The 18,570-nt window shown below is 63.2% G+C and carries 13 protein-coding genes and 1 pseudogene; 4 read left to right on the top strand and 10 right to left on the bottom strand.

The window, feature by feature from the left end; translation table 11 throughout:
* Window positions 1–2: 2 nt before the first annotated feature.
* The 9 genes from XH80_RS26270 to gltX form a co-directional block, all read right to left on the bottom strand.
* Entirely contained in the window at window positions 3–1,826 is a 1,824-nt protein-coding gene (locus tag XH80_RS26270) for an adenylate/guanylate cyclase domain-containing protein (RefSeq protein WP_271601072.1), read from the bottom strand.
* A 248-nt stretch (window positions 1,827–2,074) separates the two neighbouring features.
* On the bottom strand, window positions 2,075–2,842 hold the full coding sequence (locus XH80_RS26275; protein WP_271601073.1) for an SDR family NAD(P)-dependent oxidoreductase: 768 nt from the start codon (window positions 2,840–2,842) through the stop codon (window positions 2,075–2,077).
* Window positions 2,839–3,954 carry an ABC transporter ATP-binding protein gene (locus tag XH80_RS26280; protein WP_057756050.1) on the bottom strand — a complete coding sequence of 372 codons (1,116 nt, stop codon included), beginning with the start codon at window positions 3,952–3,954 and terminating at the stop codon, window positions 2,839–2,841. The genes XH80_RS26275 and XH80_RS26280 overlap by 4 nt, the downstream gene beginning before the upstream one ends.
* A 10-nt stretch (window positions 3,955–3,964) precedes the next feature.
* On the bottom strand, window positions 3,965–4,822 hold the full coding sequence (locus tag XH80_RS26285; RefSeq protein WP_271601074.1) for a carbohydrate ABC transporter permease: 858 nt from the start codon (window positions 4,820–4,822) through the stop codon (window positions 3,965–3,967).
* Window positions 4,815–5,690 carry a carbohydrate ABC transporter permease gene (locus XH80_RS26290; protein WP_271601313.1) on the bottom strand — a complete coding sequence of 292 codons (876 nt, stop codon included), beginning with the start codon at window positions 5,688–5,690 and terminating at the stop codon, window positions 4,815–4,817. The genes XH80_RS26285 and XH80_RS26290 overlap by 8 nt, the downstream gene beginning before the upstream one ends.
* Window positions 5,691–5,740: 50 nt before the next feature.
* A complete protein-coding gene (locus XH80_RS26295) occupies window positions 5,741–7,027 on the bottom strand; it encodes an ABC transporter substrate-binding protein (protein WP_271601075.1) in 1,287 nt (428 codons plus the stop codon).
* An 85-nt stretch (window positions 7,028–7,112) separates the two neighbouring features.
* Window positions 7,113–8,291: an ROK family transcriptional regulator gene (locus XH80_RS26300; RefSeq protein ID WP_271601314.1), complete on the bottom strand. Its 1,179-nt coding sequence runs from the start codon at window positions 8,289–8,291 to the stop codon at window positions 7,113–7,115.
* Window positions 8,292–8,761: 470 nt separating this feature from the next.
* A complete protein-coding gene (gene gltA / locus XH80_RS26305) occupies window positions 8,762–10,066 on the bottom strand; it encodes a citrate synthase (RefSeq protein WP_057756039.1) in 1,305 nt (434 codons plus the stop codon).
* A 158-nt stretch (window positions 10,067–10,224) separates the two neighbouring features.
* Window positions 10,225–11,652, bottom strand: a complete 1,428-nt coding sequence (gltX, locus tag XH80_RS26310; RefSeq protein ID WP_271601076.1) for a glutamate--tRNA ligase — start codon at window positions 11,650–11,652, stop codon at window positions 10,225–10,227.
* Between the two features lie 145 nt (window positions 11,653–11,797).
* Here gltX and XH80_RS26315 point away from each other — a divergent pair, with 145 nt between their 5' ends.
* From XH80_RS26315 to XH80_RS26330, 4 genes and pseudogenes are all read left to right on the top strand, one after another.
* Window positions 11,798–13,474, top strand: a complete 1,677-nt coding sequence (locus tag XH80_RS26315; protein ID WP_271601077.1) for a glutamine--tRNA ligase/YqeY domain fusion protein — start codon at window positions 11,798–11,800, stop codon at window positions 13,472–13,474.
* A 7-nt stretch (window positions 13,475–13,481) separates the two neighbouring features.
* Window positions 13,482–13,868 carry a nuclear transport factor 2 family protein gene (locus XH80_RS26320; RefSeq protein ID WP_271601078.1) on the top strand — a complete coding sequence of 129 codons (387 nt, stop codon included), beginning with the start codon at window positions 13,482–13,484 and terminating at the stop codon, window positions 13,866–13,868.
* A 78-nt stretch (window positions 13,869–13,946) separates the two neighbouring features.
* Window positions 13,947–14,180 (top strand): DUF2171 domain-containing protein, encoded by a 234-nt coding sequence (locus tag XH80_RS26325; protein WP_271601079.1) that lies wholly within the window; start codon window positions 13,947–13,949, stop codon window positions 14,178–14,180.
* 99 nt (window positions 14,181–14,279) lie between these two features.
* Window positions 14,280–15,587: pseudogene (locus XH80_RS26330) on the top strand (ComEC/Rec2 family competence protein); the annotation flags it as partial.
* A 1,383-nt stretch (window positions 15,588–16,970) separates the two neighbouring features.
* On the opposite strand, the gene tnpC reads toward XH80_RS26330, so the two are convergent.
* Window positions 16,971–18,560, bottom strand: a complete 1,590-nt coding sequence (gene tnpC / locus XH80_RS26340; RefSeq protein WP_271601081.1) for an IS66 family transposase — start codon at window positions 18,558–18,560, stop codon at window positions 16,971–16,973.
* Window positions 18,561–18,570: the final 10 nt, after the last annotated feature.

Genomic DNA, 18,570 nt, shown 5'->3' on the forward strand with positions numbered 1-18,570 from the left:
ACTCAATCTGGAAATCCTGCCGCCTTGAGTCGATGTCTAAGATTGTCGCGAGTGGCCGCGTTGAGGGGCGTGCGGTCCGCCCAGGCCTGTAAATGGAAATTCGGATCAATCATCATGTGGCGTTGCGCGATCTGGCGCGCCTCTACAAACTTTCCGATGGCCACCAGGCTGGCTGCGAGAATGCGGAAGTTCGAGGTGAAACGCTCATTATGCTTCGCCGCTCGCCAACCCCAGGTAGCCGCTTCATCGAAATTGCCGTTGATGTAGTGCGCCTGGGAAAGCAGGTGCTCGTGCCAGAACACGTGTGAATCCAGGGGAGACAAGCGCAGGCCGTGTTCGGCGCGCAAGACCGCGGTTGGGCCCTCGCCGAGATAGCCGCAGGTCGCACTGCTCATCGTCCACGCCATGGCCGAGTTGGGACCGACCGTGATTGCCCGGTCCAACAGACGGGTCGCTGTCTCGAAATCCTTGAACAGATACGAATGCACGTGACCGTCGATTGCCAGAGCGAGCGCATCGTTGCCATCGCGCTCGATTGCCTTGGACGCATTGCGCGACGCCTCGATGCTATCGGCGGCGGCGTCGGTGGACCAGCCCTGGCCAACCCTGAACATGTACCAGTATGCGAGGTACGAATAGGTCGGCGCATAGTTGGGATCATGCGTGACGGCCTGCTGCAGCAATCCACGCGCCCGCGAAAACGAGTCGTAGTCCATGCGGTACAGATAGCTCAGCGCCTGGAGAACCAGATCGTAGGCCGTCAAATTTTGCGGATGCTTGCGCAGAGCCCGTGCACGCTCCCACTCGCGAACATGTGGCGCGATCGTCGTGACCACTCGCGTCGAAATTTGCTCCTGCAGCGCGAACAGCTCGCTCAGCTCGCCTTCATAACGATCGGAATAGATGATGTTGCCCGACTCGGTGTCGTTGAGCTCGGTATTGATACGCAGTCGCCCGCCGGAGCGGCGAACGCTACCGTAAAGCACATAGCGCACGTCCAGCTCGCGACCGATGGCGCGGACATCGATGATTTCGCTGCTATAACCCAGCGTCGAGCCGCGCGATATCACGAACAGCTCCTTCAGCGCGGAGAGGGCGTGAATGATTTCGTCGACGATCCCCTCGGCAAAATAGGCATCATCCTGACTAGCCAGATTGCGGAATGGCAGAACGACGATGGATGGCCGTCCCTGCGCTCTGACTGGACTATCTGCCACCGGATGCGGTGAACGCTCGATGCGCAGCCCGAAGGCTTTGACGGGGCGCGACAGATTCCGCAGGTGCAGCTCGCCGAAGTCGACGACAGAGACGCCGGGCTGCTCACTGATCTGATCCGCGACAGCACCCGAGACGACGATGCCGCCGGGCTCGGAGTAGGTCTGAAGCCGAGCGGCGATGTTCACCCCATCGCCATAGATATCTTCCCGTTCAAAGATCGCATCGGCAACGTTGATCCCCATCCGGAGACTGATAAGCCGATGTTCAGGTTCTTCCGCCGACATCGCATTGGCGCCGTGCTGAATTGCAAGCGCACATTGGGAGGCGTCATTCGCACTGTCAAACACGGCAAGAAAACCGTCTCCGGTGTTCTTGATCACCTGCCCCCTATACTTCGCAATCGTCGGGTCGATAGTCGTTGCGCGCAGCAAGAGGACCCGTTTGTGGGTATTTTCCTCGTCCGCTTCCATCAATCGGCTGTAACCCACGATGTCGGCCGCGAGCACGGCCACCAGCTTGCGCTGACCAGGAACAATCTCTCGCAAGACGTCCGGCCCTACCAGCGGGCCGGGTCTTGGACTGGCATCGGGTTCACGGGGGGAGGCCATATGGTCACTCTGATGCGTGGGTCCGTGCCGCCGCTTGGACGCTGTTTCTTAGCTAAGCCTGTTTTTTCCGGTTTCACAAGCCGCGGTTGTTTCGCGCAGTTAGAGCAATCCTCGTTCTCGCAACTAGCCCGTGAACACGGTCGGCGGCAGGTCCCGAGTATGTCGGGGAAAACGGCACCGATCCCAGCGTAGTTATCAAAGATGATTCAATAGCAAAGCGGATCTGAAACGATTTATGTGCACCTGCCCTAGGCCAGTCCGCCATCGACCCGGAAGCACTGGCAGGTGATACGCTGGCTGGCGTCGGAGGCGAGGTACAGCGCCATGTTGGCGATATCGTCGGGCGTCACAGCATCGGGGACGGCCTGGCGCGCGCGCATCTCGGCGATCTGCCGCTCATCCGGATACCACAGCTTGCGCTGCCGTTCGGTGATCACCATCCCCGGCGCGATGGCGTTGACGCGGATGCGGTCCGGACCGAACTTGCGGCCGAGCGAATTGGTGAACCCGACAATCGCCGCCTTGGCCGCGGCGTAGACCGGCAGCCCCGGTGCGCCGCGCATCCAGGCGATCGAGGACATGTTGATGATCGAGCCGCCGCCGCGCGCCTGCATCTGCGGCACCACGGCTTGCGCGGCAAAGAAGACATGCTTGAAATTGACGCCCATCATCCAATCGAACTCCGACGGCGTCACATCTGATAGCACCTGGCGCTGGTCGTTGGCGGCGTTGTTGACGAGGACCGCGGCATCGCCACGCGATGCGTGGATCTTCGCCAGCGCGGTGCGCAGCGCGTCGATATCGAGGAGATCGCAGGGCACGAACAGCGGTGCCGTGCCGGAAGTCTTGGCCACTTCCTGCACCAGCGCTTCGCCCGCCTGCGTGTCGATGTCGAGGAAGGCGACGCGGGACCCCTGGGCGGCGAATGCGCGCGTAAAGGCGGCACCAATGCCGCTGGCGCCTCCGGTAATCACCACCACGCGATCGGCGAGGTCGGGATAGGTCGTCTGGGTCATGCGATCAGTCGCTCCGTCTCAGGGTCGAACAGGCAAATGCGCCTGATATCGAGGGCAAAGGAAAAGGTCGCGCCCGGCGCCGGGCGGATGTCCGGCGAGATGCGCGCCTGGGCAGGCTCGCCGCCAAGCCGCAGCAGGACGATGGTCTCCGCGCCGGTTGGCTCGACCAGCTCGACCGGTGCGGTGACGATGACGGGCGGGCCCGCGGCACCTGAGAACACGCGATCGCCTTCGGCGACGCATTCGGGCCTGATCCCGAGCACCACCTCACGGCCGATATAGGAGGCGGCGGCCTCATAGCCCTGCAGGTGGAGACGGACCTCGTCCGGCCGGCCGGCGCCGATCACGGCCACCGCGCCGCCGCCGTCGGCCTCGAGCCGGGCCGGCATCGTGTTCATCGGCGGCGAGCCCATGAAGCGGGCGACGAAGAGGTTGGCGGGATAGCGGTAGACGGTATCGGGGTCGGCGAATTGCTGCACCACGCCGCGATGCATCACGGCAATGCGGGTCGCCATCGTCATCGCCTCGATCTGGTCGTGGGTGACATAGACGATGGTGGCGCCGATGCGCTGGTGCAGCCGCTTGATCTCCATGCGCATCTCGACGCGCAGCTTGGCATCGAGATTGGAGAGCGGCTCGTCGAACAGGAAGAGCAGGGGATCGCGCACCAAAGCGCGTCCCATCGCCACGCGCTGGCGCTGTCCGCCTGACAGTTGCGACGGCTTGCGGCCGAGCAGCGGCTCGATCTGGAGCAGCCTTGCGACATTCGCCAGCGCCTTCTCCTGCTCGGCCTTGGCAACGCCGCGGCATTCCATGCCGAAGGTGATGTTCTGGCGCACCGTCATCGAGGGATAGAGCGCATAGGACTGGAACACCATGGCGATGTCGCGGTCCTTGGGCGGAACGTCGTTGACCACACGCCCGCCGATCTCGATCGTGCCGTCGCTGGCGCGATCGAGCCCGGCGACGATGTTGAGCAGCGTGGACTTGCCGCAGCCGGACGGCCCAACCAGCACGGTGAACTCGCCGCTCTCGATGTCGAGGTCGATGCCCTTCAGCACCTCGAGATTGGCGTAGCGCTTGGACAGGGCGCGAATGCTCAGTGCTGCCATGACACATCCATCATTTCACGGCCCCGGCAGTGAGGCCGCGTACAAAATATCTGCCGCCGAACAGATAGATCAGCAGAGTCGGCAGCGCTGCGATGATCACCGCGGCGCTCTGCACACCTTGCTTGGGGATATCTGCAACTGGTGTCGACAGTGCGATGAGCGCGGCCGTCACGGGCTGCTGCTGGCCGGTCGTGAAGGTCACGCCATAGAGGAATTCATTCCAGATATGGGTGAACTGCCAGATCACGGTGACGATCAGGATGGGTGCCGAGAGCGGCAGGATGATACGCCAGAAGATGCGGAAGAAGCCGGCGCCATCGATGCGTGCGGCCCGGATCAGCTCGTGCGGAATGGCGATGTAGTAGTTGCGGCAGAACAGCACTGTGAAGGAGAGACCCTGGATGGTGTGGATCAGCACGAGACCCGACAGCGTGTTGATGAGCCCGATGTCCCGCAGCACGATGGTCCAGGGCAACAGGCGCATCTGCTGGGGCAGGAACAGGCCAAGGGTGACGATGCCGTAGATCCAAACGTCGCCGCGAAAGCGCCAGAGCGACACGGCGTAACCGGCGACAGCACCGAGCAGGGTCGAGAAGATCGTTGCCGGGATCGTGACGAGCGCCGAGTTCAGCATGTATGGCCGGATGCCGGCGCAGGTCTCGGCGACGCAAAAGCCGCTCCAGGCCAGGACATAATTGCCAAAGGCCCAGTGCTGCGGCCAGCCGATCATCGAGCTCTGCGCGATCTCCTCATTGGTCCGGAGCGAGTTCAGGATGACGACGACCAGCGGCGCAAGGTAGGCGGCCGCGAACAAGGTCACGATCAGATAGATCAGAGCCCGGCTTGGGGCGAAGCTTCGGTCACGCATGGGCCGCCCGCCGTTGCCGGACATAGCGCCACGCCGCATAGGGCAGCAGCACCGCAAGAAGGATGAGCAACATCAGCACCGCCGCCGCCGCGCCCCGACCGAGCTGGCTGCGCTGGAACATCAGATCATAGACAACGAGCGCCGGCAGCTGGGTCGCGATTCCCGGCCCGCCATTGGTGAGTGCGCGGACGAGGTCGAAGGCCGAGATCGCAAACTGCAACTGGACAACCACGACCGTGACGGTGATCGGCCAAAGCGTCGGCAGAATGACGCGCCAATAGGTTCTGACAGGCCCGGCACCGTCGATCTGTGCCGCCTTGATGATATCGGAATCGACGGAGCGGAGGCCGGCCAGGAAGAGGGCCATGGCAAAGCCCGAGGATTGCCAGATCGCGGCGATGACAATGGTCCAGATCGCCATGTCGCGGTTGACCAGCCAGTCGAAGTGGAAGGAGGTCCAGCCGAGATCATGGGCGAGCTTCTCGATGCCGATGCCGGGATTGAGCAGCCAGCTCCACACCGTGCCGGTCACGACGAAGGACACGGCCAGGGGATACAGGAAGATGGTCCGCAGCACGTTCTCGCCGCGAATGCGCTGATCGAGCAGGATCGCGAGCAGGAGGCCGGTAACCAGGCTAAGCAGCACGAAAGCGATGCCGAACAGCAGCAGATTGTCGAAGGCGATCTGCCAGTTTCGCGACGCCAGGACCGAATTGTAGTTGCGCAAACCGACCCAGCCCGTCACGGGAACGAGGGTGGAGGGCGTGAACGAAATCCAGATGGTCCAGATCGAAAACGAGATGAGGTGCGCTGCTGATAACAGCAGCGGCACCCAGATCATCAGAAATTCGGGCAGCCGGCGCACCATCTCGGAGGTTGCCGACCGGCCCGGCCGTGTTGCTGTCGAGACGAGTTCGGTCAACGTGCGCCCTCGACGGCGTCGGCGAGGCGGCTGACGGCCTCCTCCGGCTTGATCGTCTTGTTCTTCACATATTCGGTGATGACGTCGATCATCGCGGCGGTCAGGCCGTTTTCCTGGGCCATGTTGTGCGCGAGGCTGAGGACGGCCTGATTGTTGCCCATGGCATTCTTCAGTGCGGCCGCGGTTGTCCGTTGACCGTCCGACCAGCCCTCGCCGGACAGGTCGACATCGGTGCGCACCGGGATCGATCCCGTGATTTGCGAATACATGGTCTGGATCGCCGGGTCCATCACGAGCTGCGCCATCAACATCTGGCCGGCCTGCAGATCAGCCTCCTTGCGCTGCCAGAAGATGAAGGCATCGGCATTCAACAGGAAGACAGGCTTGCCGTTGTCACTGGGGCCGGGGGTGATGACGTAGTCGTCAAACTTGAAGCCGGCATTTTTCAATACGCCCTGCGCCCAGCCACCCATGATCAGCATGCCCATGTCGCCGTCGACGAAGCGCTTCAAATTGGTGGCATAGGGCTGGACGCCGACATTGGGATCACACCATTCGGAGATCTTGCGCGTCTGCGCGAAGGCTGCCTTCATCTCGGGGCCCTCCAGCGCCTTCTTGTCGAGATTCATGCAGGCGGCGCGGTAGGCCGTCGGGCTGATGCCGGCGAGCGACGCCTCGAATTTCTGCCCGTCGTCGGCGCGGGTGCCGCCGTTGGCGAGGGGGTAGGCCATGCCGGCCGACTTCATTTTCTCGGCAAGGTCGTTGAAGTCAGCGAAGGTGACGGGGACCTTGTCAGCCTTGGCCTTGTCCATTCCGCGCTTGGAGAGAAACAGCATGTTCGTGCTGTAAATCTGTAGCGGCAGCGCAATCCACTTTCCGGCCGGCTTGTGCAGCTTTGCAAGATCCGGCGCGACGACCTTCTCGTAGCCGGCAGAAGCGACCACGGCGTCGAGATCGACGGTCGGCGCAATCTTCGACCAGGCGGCAATCTCGGGGCCCTTGAGCTGCGAGCAGGCCGGCGGATCGCCAGCGATGATCTGCGCACGCAGCTTGTTCATCATATCAGTGGTGAAGCCGGGGACAGGCGAATGCTGCCAGACGCCACCTTTCTCCTCGAATTTCTTGCCGAGCGCGGTGATGGCGGCACCATCGCTGCCTGCGGACCATTGCGAGATGGCGGTGAGGCGCGGCTTGACCGCGCCTTGCGCGCGGGCAAAGGCCGGCAGCGCCAGCGCAGCAGCAGATCCAGCGAGCAGACGGCGCCTTGTTGTTGTGATCGGCATGGCTAGTTCCTCCCGGGTGTGAAGTTCTTTGCGCCGTTCTGGCGCTGATGTTGGCGTGCGCGAGCCGCACGCGGCTTAGGTCATGTCAGGCGGCCTCCGTCGATGCGGCGGGCATGCCGCCGGATCTCGCCAGGCAGAAGGCGGCGAAGGCGAGGGCGGCCTGCGGGTCCTTGCCGGTCGAGGGTGGCACGAAGGCGAGCGACACCTGCGCCAGCTTCCGGCCGCCGAGCAGGCAGGAATCGATGCCGTCGCTCACGGCTTTTCGATCGTCTTCCGCAAGAAGCGATGGCCAGCCGCTGACGACAACGCCGCGACATGGTTTGACGTTCAACGTGTTGCCGATGGCGAGGCCAAGACGAAACAACCGCTGGCGCAATTCCTGGCGCAGCCGCGCCGTGAGCGGGAACGTTGTCACCCAGTCAGTGCCGAGCTGCAGCAATTCTGCTTCGGTCATGCGCAGCAGCTTGGCCAGCGCCGGCAACGACGTGTAGGCTTCGACGCAGCCTTGATGTCCGCAGCGACAACGGGGCCCATCGGTTCCGAACACCATGTGGCCGAGCTCGACCGGCTCGAGTGCGTCGTCCTCGATCGGATCATCGATCCAGGCGCCCGCGACACCCTGGCCGACAAAGACGAACAAATGCGCGTCGGTGAACGGATAGTTCTCGTTGCGGCAGCGGTGAAAGGTGGCGTGCGCCACCACCGAATTGGTGAAGGCAACAGGCACGCCCGCGAACATCTCGACGAACACGTCGCCGATACCTCCGACATCGCAGGGAATGATCGGATTGCCAAACTCACTCAGACGGCCGAGGCCTGGAACGGTCACGCCAATTTGTGCGAGCCTGATCCGGCGGCGGCGCGTCCAGTCGCGCAGCAAGTTCAGAGCTTCGCGGAATACCCGGCTGACTGTTTCGACGGTCGGCTTTCGCGGCAGCGGCACACGTTCGAAGTCATGCAGCTCGCCGGCCAAACCACCAACACCGACGCTGAGCCATTCTCCGGTGAGCTCGAGGGCACCAAGCGCCACCGTGGGATCGAGCGAGACGAGACCCGTCGGGCCGCCGACATAGGGGGCAGGGCGCCTGACTTCCTCGATCAGGCCTTCGGCCTTCAGGTCGAACAGGATGCGCGACAGGCTTGCTTCGGACAAGCGCACGGCTTTCGCCAGCGGCGGCCGGAACGAACCGCCGGACTGAAGCAGGTGAGTCAAAATGGCAGCGCGCGTCTGCCGCCGACTTCTCGGCTGCTCCGGCATTTCCATCCCTGTCGTCATTCTTACTTAGTGTAAGAATTTGCGCGCGGAGCGTTTCAACTGTCAAGCGCTCGTCGGTGCGATGCGCCGACTTGTTGTTGTGCGGGGCAGCACGGAACGGGAAAGGTTCGTTGTTTCGTAGGGTGGGCAAAGCGAAGCGTGCCCACCACCTCTCGCGATGCGGACAGAAGCCGTGGGCACGCTGCGCTTTGCCCACCCTGCGGCACCTGCGCAAAACAAAAACGGCGCCATCGTGCGATGGCGCCGCTTCCGTATCGGCTTAAGGGTTACTTGCGATCCTCGATCGCGACGTAGTTTCGTAGGGTGGGCAAAGGCGCACTTGCGCCGTGCCCACGATCTGTTCGCAATTGAGAGAAGCGGTGGGCACGCTGCGCTTTGCCCACCCTACGGCACCTGTGCAAAACAAAAAACGGCGCCATCTTGCGATGGCGCCGTTCCGCAGGACCTGAGGTCCGATCTTACTTCCGATCCTTGATCGCGACGTAGTCGCGGCGGGTGACGCCGGTGTAGAGCTGGCGCGGGCGGCCGATCTTCTGCTGCGGATCCTCGATCATCTCGCTCCACTGGCTGATCCAGCCGACGGTGCGGGCGACCGCGAACAGCACGGTGAACATCGAGACCGGGAAGCCCATCGCCTTCAGCGTGATGCCCGAATAGAAGTCGACGTTCGGGTAGAGCTTGCGGTCGATGAAGTACTGGTCGCTGAGCGCGATCTTCTCGAGCTCCATCGCCACCTTCAGCATCGGATCGTCGCCATGCCCGGTCTCCTTGAGCACGGCGTGACACATCTTCTGCATGATCTTGGCGCGCGGATCGTAATTCTTGTAGACGCGGTGACCGAAGCCCATCAGGCGGACTTCGGAGTTCTTGTCCTTCACCTTGGCGATGAACTCGGGGATCTTGTCCACGGTGCCGATCTCGGCGAGCATCGCCAGCGCGGCTTCGTTGGCGCCGCCATGTGCCGGGCCCCAGAGGCAGGCGATGCCGGCGGCGATGCAGGCGAACGGGTTGGCGCCGGAGGAGCCGGCGATGCGCACCGTCGAGGTCGAGGCGTTCTGCTCGTGGTCGGCGTGCAGGATGAAGATCTTGTCCAGCGCGTCAGCGAGCACCGGGTTGATCTTGTACTCCTCGCAAGGCACGGCGAAGCACATGTGCAGGAAGTTTTCGGCGAACTTCAGCGAGTTCTTCGGGTACATGAAGGGCTGGCCGATCGTGTACTTGTAGGCCATCGCCGCCAGCGTCGGGATCTTCGCGATCATGCGCATGGAGGCGATCATGCGCTGCTTGGGATCGTTGATGTCGGTCGAGTCGTGATAGAACGCGGCCAGCGCGCCGACCGAGGCCACCATGACCGCCATCGGATGGGCGTCGCGGCGGAAGCCCTGGAAGAAGCGGGCCATCTGCTCGTGCACCATCGTGTGATGGATCACGCGGTCGTCGAAATCCTTCTTCTGCGCGGCGGTCGGCAGCTCTCCGTAGAGCAGCAAATAGCAGGTCTCGAGGAAGTCGCCGTGCTCGGCGAGCTGCTCGATCGGATAGCCGCGGTATTCCAGCACGCCCGCGTCACCGTCGATATAGGTGATCTTGGACTGGCAGCTCGCGGTCGAGGTGAAGCCGGGGTCGTAGGTGAACAGGCCGGACTGGCCGTACAGCTTGCCGATATCGATGACATCAGGTCCGACGCTGCCGCTGTGAATCGGGAGATCGTAGTTCTTGTTTCCGACCGTCAGCGTGGCGGTCTTATTGCTCGATTTTGCGTCCATCAGAGGTCCCCGATGTAAGGTGAAACGGGCCGGACCCGGAAGGCCCCGAAGACGTGGTGGGGGCAGGCCGGATATTCCAGAAGGTACGGCCAAGATGGGTATATTATTGCTGTGTGCGCTGCAAGATGGCGCCACGCAAGGTGGACTTACGTCGTAGCCTATTCCTTGGCCTGGTCTGCAAGCCGGGCGAGGCTTTCCTGGCGTCCCAGCACGTCCAAAACCTCAAAAATACCCGGCGAGGTGGTGCGGCCGGTCAGCGCCGCCCGCAAAGGCTGGGCGACCGCGCCGAGCTTGAGACCATTTTCCTCGGCAAAGGCGCGCAGCGCGGCCTCGGTGGTAGCGCCGCTCCAGGTCTCGACTTTCTCCAGCGCGGAATGAAGCTGGCCGATCAGCTTGCGGTTGTCGGCCGTCAGCAGGGCCGCCGCCTTCGGGTCGAGCTGCAGCGGCCGGTCGGCGAAGATGAAATAGGCGCCGTCGATCAGCTCGAGCAGCGTCTTGGCGCGCTCCTTCAGGGAAGGCATGGCCTTGAGCAGCTGGGCGCGCGTGGTGTCGTTTAACTTGGCTTTGATCTCGTCGCGCGCGGGCACGACGTGGTCGAGCACGTCCTCGAACATCTTCACGAGTGATTGATCGTCGGCGTGGCGGATGTAGTGGCCGTTGAGGTTCTCCAGCTTGGCGAAGTCGAAGCGGGCGGCGGCGCGGCCGACATTGGCGAGGTCGAACGCCGCGATCATCTCCTCGGTCGAGAAAATCTCCTGGTCGCCATGGCTCCAGCCGAGGCGGACGAGGTAATTGCGCAGCGCGGCCGGGAGGTATCCCATGGCGCGGTAGGCATCGACGCCGAGCGCGCCGTGGCGCTTGGAGAGTTTTGAGCCGTCCGGACCGTGGATCAGCGGGATGTGGGACATGTTCGGCAGCGCCCAGCCCATCGCATCGTAGATCTGCTTCTGGCGGGCGGCGTTGATGAGGTGGTCGTCACCACGGATGACGTGGGTGACGCCCATGTCGTGGTCGTCCACGACCACCGCGAGCATGTAGGTCGGGTTGCCATCACCGCGCAGCAGGACGAGGTCGTCAAGGTTCTCGTTCTGCCAGACCACGCGGCCCTGCACCTGGTCCTCGATCACGGTCTCGCCGGTCTGCGGCGCGCGAAGGCGGATGGTCGGCTTGACGTCAGCAGGCGCGGTGGCCGGATCGCGATCGCGCCACATGCCATCATAGAGACGGGTGCGCCCTTCCGCGCGCGCCTTCTCGCGCATGGCGGCGAGCTCCTCGGCGGTGGCGTAGCAGCGATAGGCCTTGCCGTCGGCGAGCAGCTGCTCGGCGACCTCGCGATGGCGGGCGGCGCGGCTGAACTGATAGATGACGTCGCCATCCCAGCCGAGCTCCAGCCATTTCAGCCCGTCAAGAATCGCGCCGATCGCGGCCTCGGTGGAGCGCTCCCGGTCGGTGTCCTCGATCCGCAGCAGCATCTTGCCGCCGTGCTTCTTTGCATAGAGCCAATTGAACAGCGCCGTGCGGGCGCCCCCGATATGGAGGAAGCCGGTCGGGGAGGGAGCAAAGCGGGTGACGATGGGATCAGTCATTCGTGGTAGGGCCTATGCATGGGAGGCGGTGGTATATAACAGGACCGGAGCATAACTAAAGCCCGACAGCGGATGCCTTAAGCTCTTGGCTCAGCCACGCGAATTTGGCAGAAGGACCGCTGATTTCCCTACAGGATTTTTCGTAATGACAGAACCGGTGGCGACTGAGGTTGGGCGCGATTTCATTCGTGACATCATCCAGGCCGACCTCGATCAGGCCAAGTACAAGGAGATCGTGACCCGGTTCCCGCCGGAGCCGAACGGTTACCTGCATATCGGCCACGCCAAGTCGATCGCGCTCAATTTCGGCATCGCCCAGGAGTTTCCGGGCCGCTGCCATCTGCGCTTCGACGACACAAATCCGGTCAAGGAAGAGCAGGAATATATCGATTCCATCCAGGCCGACGTGCACTGGCTCGGCTACGACTGGGGCAAGAACCTGTTCTACGCCTCGGATTATTTCGACCGCCTGTATGAATGGGCGGAGAAGCTGATCCGCGACGGGCTCGCCTATGTCGACGACCAGTCCCAGGAGGAGATCCGCCTCTCGCGCGGCACGCTGACCGAGCCCGGCAAGAACTCGCCGTTCCGCGACCGCAGCGTGGAGGAGAACCTCGACCTGTTCCGCCGCATGAAGGCTGGCGAATTCCCCAACGGCGCGCGCGTGCTGCGGGCCAAGATCGACATGTCCTCGGGCAACATCAATCTGCGCGATCCCGTGCTCTACCGCATCCTGCATGCGCACCATCCGCGCACCGGGACCAAATGGTGCATCTATCCGAGCTACGACTATGCCCATGGCCAGTCGGATGCGATTGAAGGCATTACGCACTCGATCTGCACGCTGGAGTTCGAGGATCACCGGCCGCTCTACGACTGGTTCATCGAAAAGCTGCCGGTGCCGTCCAAGCCGCACCAGTACGAAATGGCGCGGCTCAATCTGACCTACACGCTGCTGTCGAAGCGCGTGCTGACCCAGCTCGTCCGCGACGGCCATGTCGCCGGCTGGGACGATCCACGCATGCCGACCATGGCGGGGATGCGCCGCCGCGGCGTGCCGCCGGCGGCCTTGCGCGAATTCGTCAAGCGGATCGGCGTCGCCAAGGCCAACAGCGTGGTCGATGTCGGCATGCTCGAATTCTGCATCCGCGAGGAGCTGAACCGTACGGCGCAGCGCCGCATGGCGGTCTTGAAACCGCTCAAGATCGTGATCGAGAACTATCCGGAAGGGCAGACCGAGGAGCTCGAGGCGATCAACCATCCGGATGATCCCTCGGCAGGGACGCGGAAGATCACGTTCGGCCGCGAGCTCTATATCGAGCAGGACGACTTCATGGAGAACCCGCCGAAGAAGTTCTTCCGCCTCTCGCCCGGCAACGAGGTGCGGCTGCGCTACGCCTATTTCGTCAAGTGCACCGGTGTGATCAAGAACGACAAGGGCGAGGTGGTGGAACTGCGCTGCACCTACGATCCCGCGACCAAGGGCGGCAACGCGCCTGACGGCCGCAAGGTCAAGGCGACCATGCACTGGCTGCCGGCGGCCAATTCAGTGCCGGCGGAAATCCGCATCTACAACCAGCTGTTCGCCAATCCGAGCCCTGACGCCTCGAATTTCGCGGCCGATCTCAATCCGAACTCGCTGGAGATCCTCAGCGATGCCCGGGTCGAGGCCTCGGTTGCCGCGAGCAATTCGAGCGAGCCGATGCAATTCGAGCGCCAGGGCTATTTCGTGCGCGACAAGGACTCCACGCCCGGCAAGCCGGTGTTTTCACGCACCATCGGCCTGCGCGATACGTTCGCGAAGGAAGTGGCCAAGGGCTGACAAACGAATGAGCGGTGAAGCCGATGCCATCGTTTCCGCCACCATCGCGAAATGGTGCGCCGGCTTCGCAATGCTCGATGCGGTCGCGCTGTCGTCGCTGTATTCGAAGAATGCCTTTTTCTTCGGCTCCAATCCGAAACTCTATCGGGGCAGGGATGGCGTTGCCGAATACTTCAACGGCCTGCCGCGCTGGCGCGAGCCGGGCGCGGCATTTTCCGACGTGCAGGCGGCGCAGGCCGGTCCTGACCTCATCAACATGGGCGCAACCATCACGTTCAACTTCGCCGGTGAACGCTCTGATCTCGTCGTCAAGATGAGCTGGGTCATCATCCGCGAGGACGGCGACTGGAAGATCGTCAATCACCACGCCTCGGCAAAGGCGCCGTTGATCTGACGCACGGCATCGTCATTCCGGCGATGGAAACGAACGTGCTGTCGCCGCGTTGAGGCGGATCCATCGGAGGATCCCGCCATGCAAAACATCGTAGAGCATATGGAAGTCATCGGCGCCGACGGCGTCCATGTCGGCACGGTCGACAAGGTCGAGGGCAACCGCATCAAGCTGACCAAGAAGGACAGCGGTGAGGGCAGCCACCGGGGTCACCACCATTTCATCGACAAGGGCCTCGTCGCCGGTGTCGAGGGCAACAAGGTCCGGCTGTCGGCCAAGGCGGACGTCGCCGTGACGATGGAAGAGGAAAAGTAGGGGCGCGGCCCTTGCGTTCTCGATCCGTACCGCTATTCGGCGGCCTGCACGTTCCGGTAGCCTCTGCGCCCGTCTGATATCGCAGGGGTTGCCAAGGGAATGGCGGAGCCGGGCCGGCCGCAGCGTCTGTCGCAAGGCATTGCCGGGACGCCGATCGCAGGAACTTGGCCGACGGGCCGGACCATTGCCGGGACGCCGATCGCAGGAACTTGGCCGACGGGCCGGACCGCGTCGGCCGGCGGGTTCGTGCCGGCCGGGTCGGGCGTCTGGCCCGCGGTCGTCGGGCAGCTGCGCGAATGGGCCAAGGCCGAGGCTGGTGCGGGTCGGCTGTTTCCTTGGGTGCCCGTCGCCTTCGGCTGCGGCATCGCGCTCTATTTTGCCGCCGACCATGAGCCGCTGCCGTGGGTCACGATGGCGATGGCGACCGCGCTCATGGCTGGCGCCGTCCTGTTGCGGCGAAGCCGCCTGTTTGCGCCCGCAATCATGATCGCGGCGGTTGCGGCCGGCTTTGCCGCGGCGACGTGGAAGACGGCACGCATCGCCCATACCGTGCTCGCAAAGCCGCTTTATTCCGTGTCGCTGTCGGGCTTCGTCGAGACCCGCGACATCCGTGAGCGTACCGACCGTTTCGTGCTGCGTGTCACGGCGATGGAGGCACAGCGCAGCGACGTGAAGCTCGAGCGTGTCCGCCTCTCCGTGCGCAAGGGGACGGCGCCCGATGTCGGCAGCTTCGTGCAGCTGAAGGCGCGGCTGATGCCGCCGCTGTCGCCATTGCGTCCGGGCAGCTACGATTTCTCGCGCGACATGTTCTTCCAGGGCATCGGCGCCTCCGGTTTTGCGATGGGGGCGATCACGACTGTGACGCCGGCCGTGTCGGGCGGATTGCAGCTGCGCTATGCCGCGATCATGCAGGGCTTGCGCGATGCGATCGACGCGCGCATCCGCGCCACCCTCGACGGCGATAACCGCGCCATCGCGACCGCGCTCCTCACCGGCCGCCGCGATGCGATTACGACGCCGGTCAACGACGCCATGTTCATCTCGGGGCTCGGTCACGTCCTCTCGATTTCGGGCTATCACATGGCCGTCGTCGCGGGGGTCGTCTTCTTCGCGGTCCGCGCGCTGCTCGCGCTCGTCCCGGGACTGGCAGCGGGCGTTCCCATCAAGAAATGGTCGGCCGCCGCCGCCTTGGTTGCGTCAGCGTTCTATCTGCTGCTCTCGGGCGCCGAAGTCGCGACGCAGAGATCGTTCTTCATGACCGCGGTGGTGCTGATCGCTGTCATCGTCGATCGCCGCGCGATCACGTTTCGCACCCTGGCCGTGGCGGCGCTGATCGTGCTCGCGGCCGCGCCGGAAGCGCTGGTGCATCCAAGCTTTCAAAGATTGAATGCGCTTGGCGCAATCGCAACGCGCGCCGCCTAAATCTGTTGTGATTTCAAGAGTCTGCTGGTTGGGCCAAGGTGCTAGCAGCAGAACGAAAACCGCTCAAAACTGGGCAAAAACCCCGCATTGGCGACGCAGAGTCCCGGAAAAAGTCCCGGAGTGACTAGCGGGCGTTCACGTGGTGTTCGGCGCGCGGCTACCAGCCCACGGGGTTTCAATTCTGGAACTGACGCTACGTAATGGCCGTTAAGGGATTTATTGGCTTTGAATTGCTCAGGGAGCGCGCCATGGCAGAGCGCCGCAGAGTAAAGCAGACCCTTTCGCTTGAAGATCGCCTTGCCGAAGAGGCGAGGCGCCTCCGCGAGGAGGCCGAATCGCTTCCTCGTGGCCCTGTGCGCGAAGCCGCCCTTCGCAGGGCGCGACAGGCAGAGACTGGTTCGCACATAAGCGAATGGCTGAGGTCGCCCGGGCTGCAGGGGCCGAAATAATTATAGGAACGCCAGATTACTTTGGTACTTAGGAACCTCGCCCATTGCGGGGTGATTCGATGCTTGAAATGCTTTTGATAATGTCCGGCGTCGGGACGGCGCTGATTGCCCTCACGATAGTTGCATTTGAGTGGCGCGCGCTGGTCGGTTATTGGCGCGAGCTAGGGCGCAGGCATCCGTAAAGCTCTGGCGCTTCTGAAGGAAGACCCCTAAGTCGACGGCGCGGCCCAAGGAACGCCTCTCGGGCAAAGAGGATTGATATCTCGGTCTGTGGCGCGATGCCCTAGATCCCTCTAGCTTCGCGACATCCACCCGGGACGGTCCATCGTTCGAACGCGCGTTTGACGATGGACCGGTTCTCGCAAGCTGGCCGCAGCCTTTTCCCTAGGAACGACCGGCAAGCGACGGGATTGGTGCTGTGCTCCGGCCCCATGCCCCCGTGGCCCGGAGTAAATTCCAACGGTCCCAGCCGCCGCCCAAAGCTGGGGCCGTTTTCTTATGTGGACCGGGCGCCCGTCGAAGGGGCGGCTAGAGCATACAGAGCTGTTGGAGCCAAATCTTTCACCGTGAAAGATTTGTTGGCGCAGCCTTTCATGCCACTATCCGATGCCGCGCCGATCGTGCGGACTGTCGCGGCACCGGCCGCAGGATCTGTCTCAGGGCAGCGCCTGCGGCCGTCGCTTGAGTGACCGCCAAGCCGGTCCGGCTCAATCATCAACTTTACACTTCGTCCCGGCGCCAACCACATTTGTCATGGGCACATTATTCGCGACCAGCCCTTTTACCGGGCCCGCGCTGGCTTCCCGCTCCAGCAAATTTGGAGGCAGCCATTTAGTGCGCGGGCTCGGAAGTTGCACTAATTGGCAAGGGCGATGTGTTTATCGGATGCCCCATTTTTCGTAAGCGCTGAGCCGTCACCCTATTGATGCGGGCTTGACGCCTTGCGGAAGCGCCACGGCATGAGGTCGCCGATTCTGCTATTGGGATGGCCGTCGATGATCGCCTGGAGCGTTTCAGCGATGTAGGCCGCCGGGTTGACGTCGTTGAGCTTGCAGGTGGCGACGATCGAGGCCAGCAAAGCCCAGTTTTCTGCCCCGATTTCATGACCGGCGAAGAGAGCGTTTTTCCTGGTCAAGCAGACTGGCTGGATGGCGTTCTCGACCGGGTTGGTGTCGAGTTCGAGACGCCCATCTTCGAGGAAGCGCGTCAGCCCCTGCCAATGATTGAGCGCATAGCGGATATCCTCGGCGAGCGTCGAACCGCTGGAGATCATTGACAGCTGCTTCTCGAACCACGACCTCAACGCGGTTACCAAGGGCAGCGAGTGCGCCTTGCGCGCTGCCAACCGGATGTCCGGCGATGAGCCGCGTACCATGGCTTCGATCGCGTAGAGCTGCGCGATGTGCCGCACGGCGGTCTCGGCGATCGGCGATTTATTGTTGCGGGTCAATTTGACAAAGCGCCGGCGCAAATGGCTCCAGCAATGCACGAGCGTCCACGGCCCCTGCGGTCGATCAACTTCGGTCAGCCGGTCATAGCCGTCATAGCCATCGCATTGCAGGAAGCGTCCGCCGAAGCCGTCCAGGAACTGCTGCGCGAAGGCACCGCTGCGACCGGGCGCATATCTGAACAACACGATTGGTGGACTTGGACCGCTATGGCCGCGGTCGTCTGAGGCGATCGCCCAGAAGTAGCCTTTCTTCGTTTGGCCTCGCCCGGGATCAAGCACCGGCGCTGTGGTCTCGTCCATGAACAGGCGATCCGCAATGGCCAGGTGGTGGCGCATGTGGTCCGCGATGGGCTGAAGATGGAAGCAGGCGCGGCCAGACCAGTTGCCCAGTGTCGCCCGATCAAGCCGGATGCCCTGGCGCTCATAGATCTCGGCCTGACGATAAAACGGCGTGTGGTCGCCAAACTTGGAGACGATCACGTGCGCGATAGCCGCTTCGGTCGGCAGCCCGCTGGGCACGACGTGCTCCGGTGCGTGCGCCTGCACGACGGGGCCCGAGCACCGGCGACAGATGTATTTCGGGCGGCGCGTGACCAGCACGCGCCATTGCGCCGGGATCACGTCAAGGCGCTGGCTGACGTCCTCGCCGATCTTCGTCATGGCACCACAACCGCACGGACAGAGCGTGCTTGCAGGCTCGATGACCCGTTCCACTCGCGGCAAGTGGGCAGGCAAGCAGCCACGGTTGCGATGAGAGCCTTGATCCGGATCGCTCCGCGATCGGCCCTTGATCACAGCCGCAGCTCTCTCCTGCGCCGCGTCCAGGATCCCTTGCGCGATCTCCACGTCTTCCAACGGCAAGTGATACTGATCTGGCCGCAGCTTCTCGGACTTCGCGCCGAACCTGTCGCGCCGCAATTCGCCGAGGATGACCTCCAGCCGACGCCGGGCTTCCTCCGACGCCGCCAGCGCCCCCTGATGCTCGCTCAAGGCCGCCTGCGTTTGCGCCAAAAGCGCTTTCAGTTGTTCATTTTCGTCGCGCAGCGTCGCGATGCTCATGCGCTATTTC

The sequence above is a fragment of the Bradyrhizobium sp. CCBAU 45384 genome, assembly GCF_028128665.1.
Lineage (GTDB): Bacteria > Pseudomonadota > Alphaproteobacteria > Rhizobiales > Xanthobacteraceae > Bradyrhizobium > Bradyrhizobium manausense.

Coding starts and splice junctions, on each gene's coding strand:
- XH80_RS26270 (WP_271601072.1), bottom strand. CDS start 1,826: ATGGCCTCCCCCCGTGAACCCGATGCCAGTCCAAGACCCGGCCCGCTG.
- gltX (WP_271601076.1), bottom strand. CDS start 11,652: ATGACTGATCCCATCGTCACCCGCTTTGCTCCCTCCCCGACCGGCTTC.
- XH80_RS26315 (WP_271601077.1), top strand. CDS start 11,798: ATGACAGAACCGGTGGCGACTGAGGTTGGGCGCGATTTCATTCGTGAC.
- XH80_RS26290 (WP_271601313.1), bottom strand. CDS start 5,690: ATGGTGCGCCGGCTGCCCGAATTTCTGATGATCTGGGTGCCGCTGCTG.
- XH80_RS26320 (WP_271601078.1), top strand. CDS start 13,482: ATGAGCGGTGAAGCCGATGCCATCGTTTCCGCCACCATCGCGAAATGG.
- gltA (WP_057756039.1), bottom strand. CDS start 10,066: ATGGACGCAAAATCGAGCAATAAGACCGCCACGCTGACGGTCGGAAAC.
- tnpC (WP_271601081.1), bottom strand. CDS start 18,560: ATGAGCATCGCGACGCTGCGCGACGAAAATGAACAACTGAAAGCGCTT.
- XH80_RS26300 (WP_271601314.1), bottom strand. CDS start 8,291: ATGGAAATGCCGGAGCAGCCGAGAAGTCGGCGGCAGACGCGCGCTGCC.
- XH80_RS26295 (WP_271601075.1), bottom strand. CDS start 7,027: ATGCCGATCACAACAACAAGGCGCCGTCTGCTCGCTGGATCTGCTGCT.
- XH80_RS26275 (WP_271601073.1), bottom strand. CDS start 2,842: ATGACCCAGACGACCTATCCCGACCTCGCCGATCGCGTGGTGGTGATT.
- XH80_RS26280 (WP_057756050.1), bottom strand. CDS start 3,954: ATGGCAGCACTGAGCATTCGCGCCCTGTCCAAGCGCTACGCCAATCTC.
- XH80_RS26325 (WP_271601079.1), top strand. CDS start 13,947: ATGCAAAACATCGTAGAGCATATGGAAGTCATCGGCGCCGACGGCGTC.
- XH80_RS26285 (WP_271601074.1), bottom strand. CDS start 4,822: ATGCGTGACCGAAGCTTCGCCCCAAGCCGGGCTCTGATCTATCTGATC.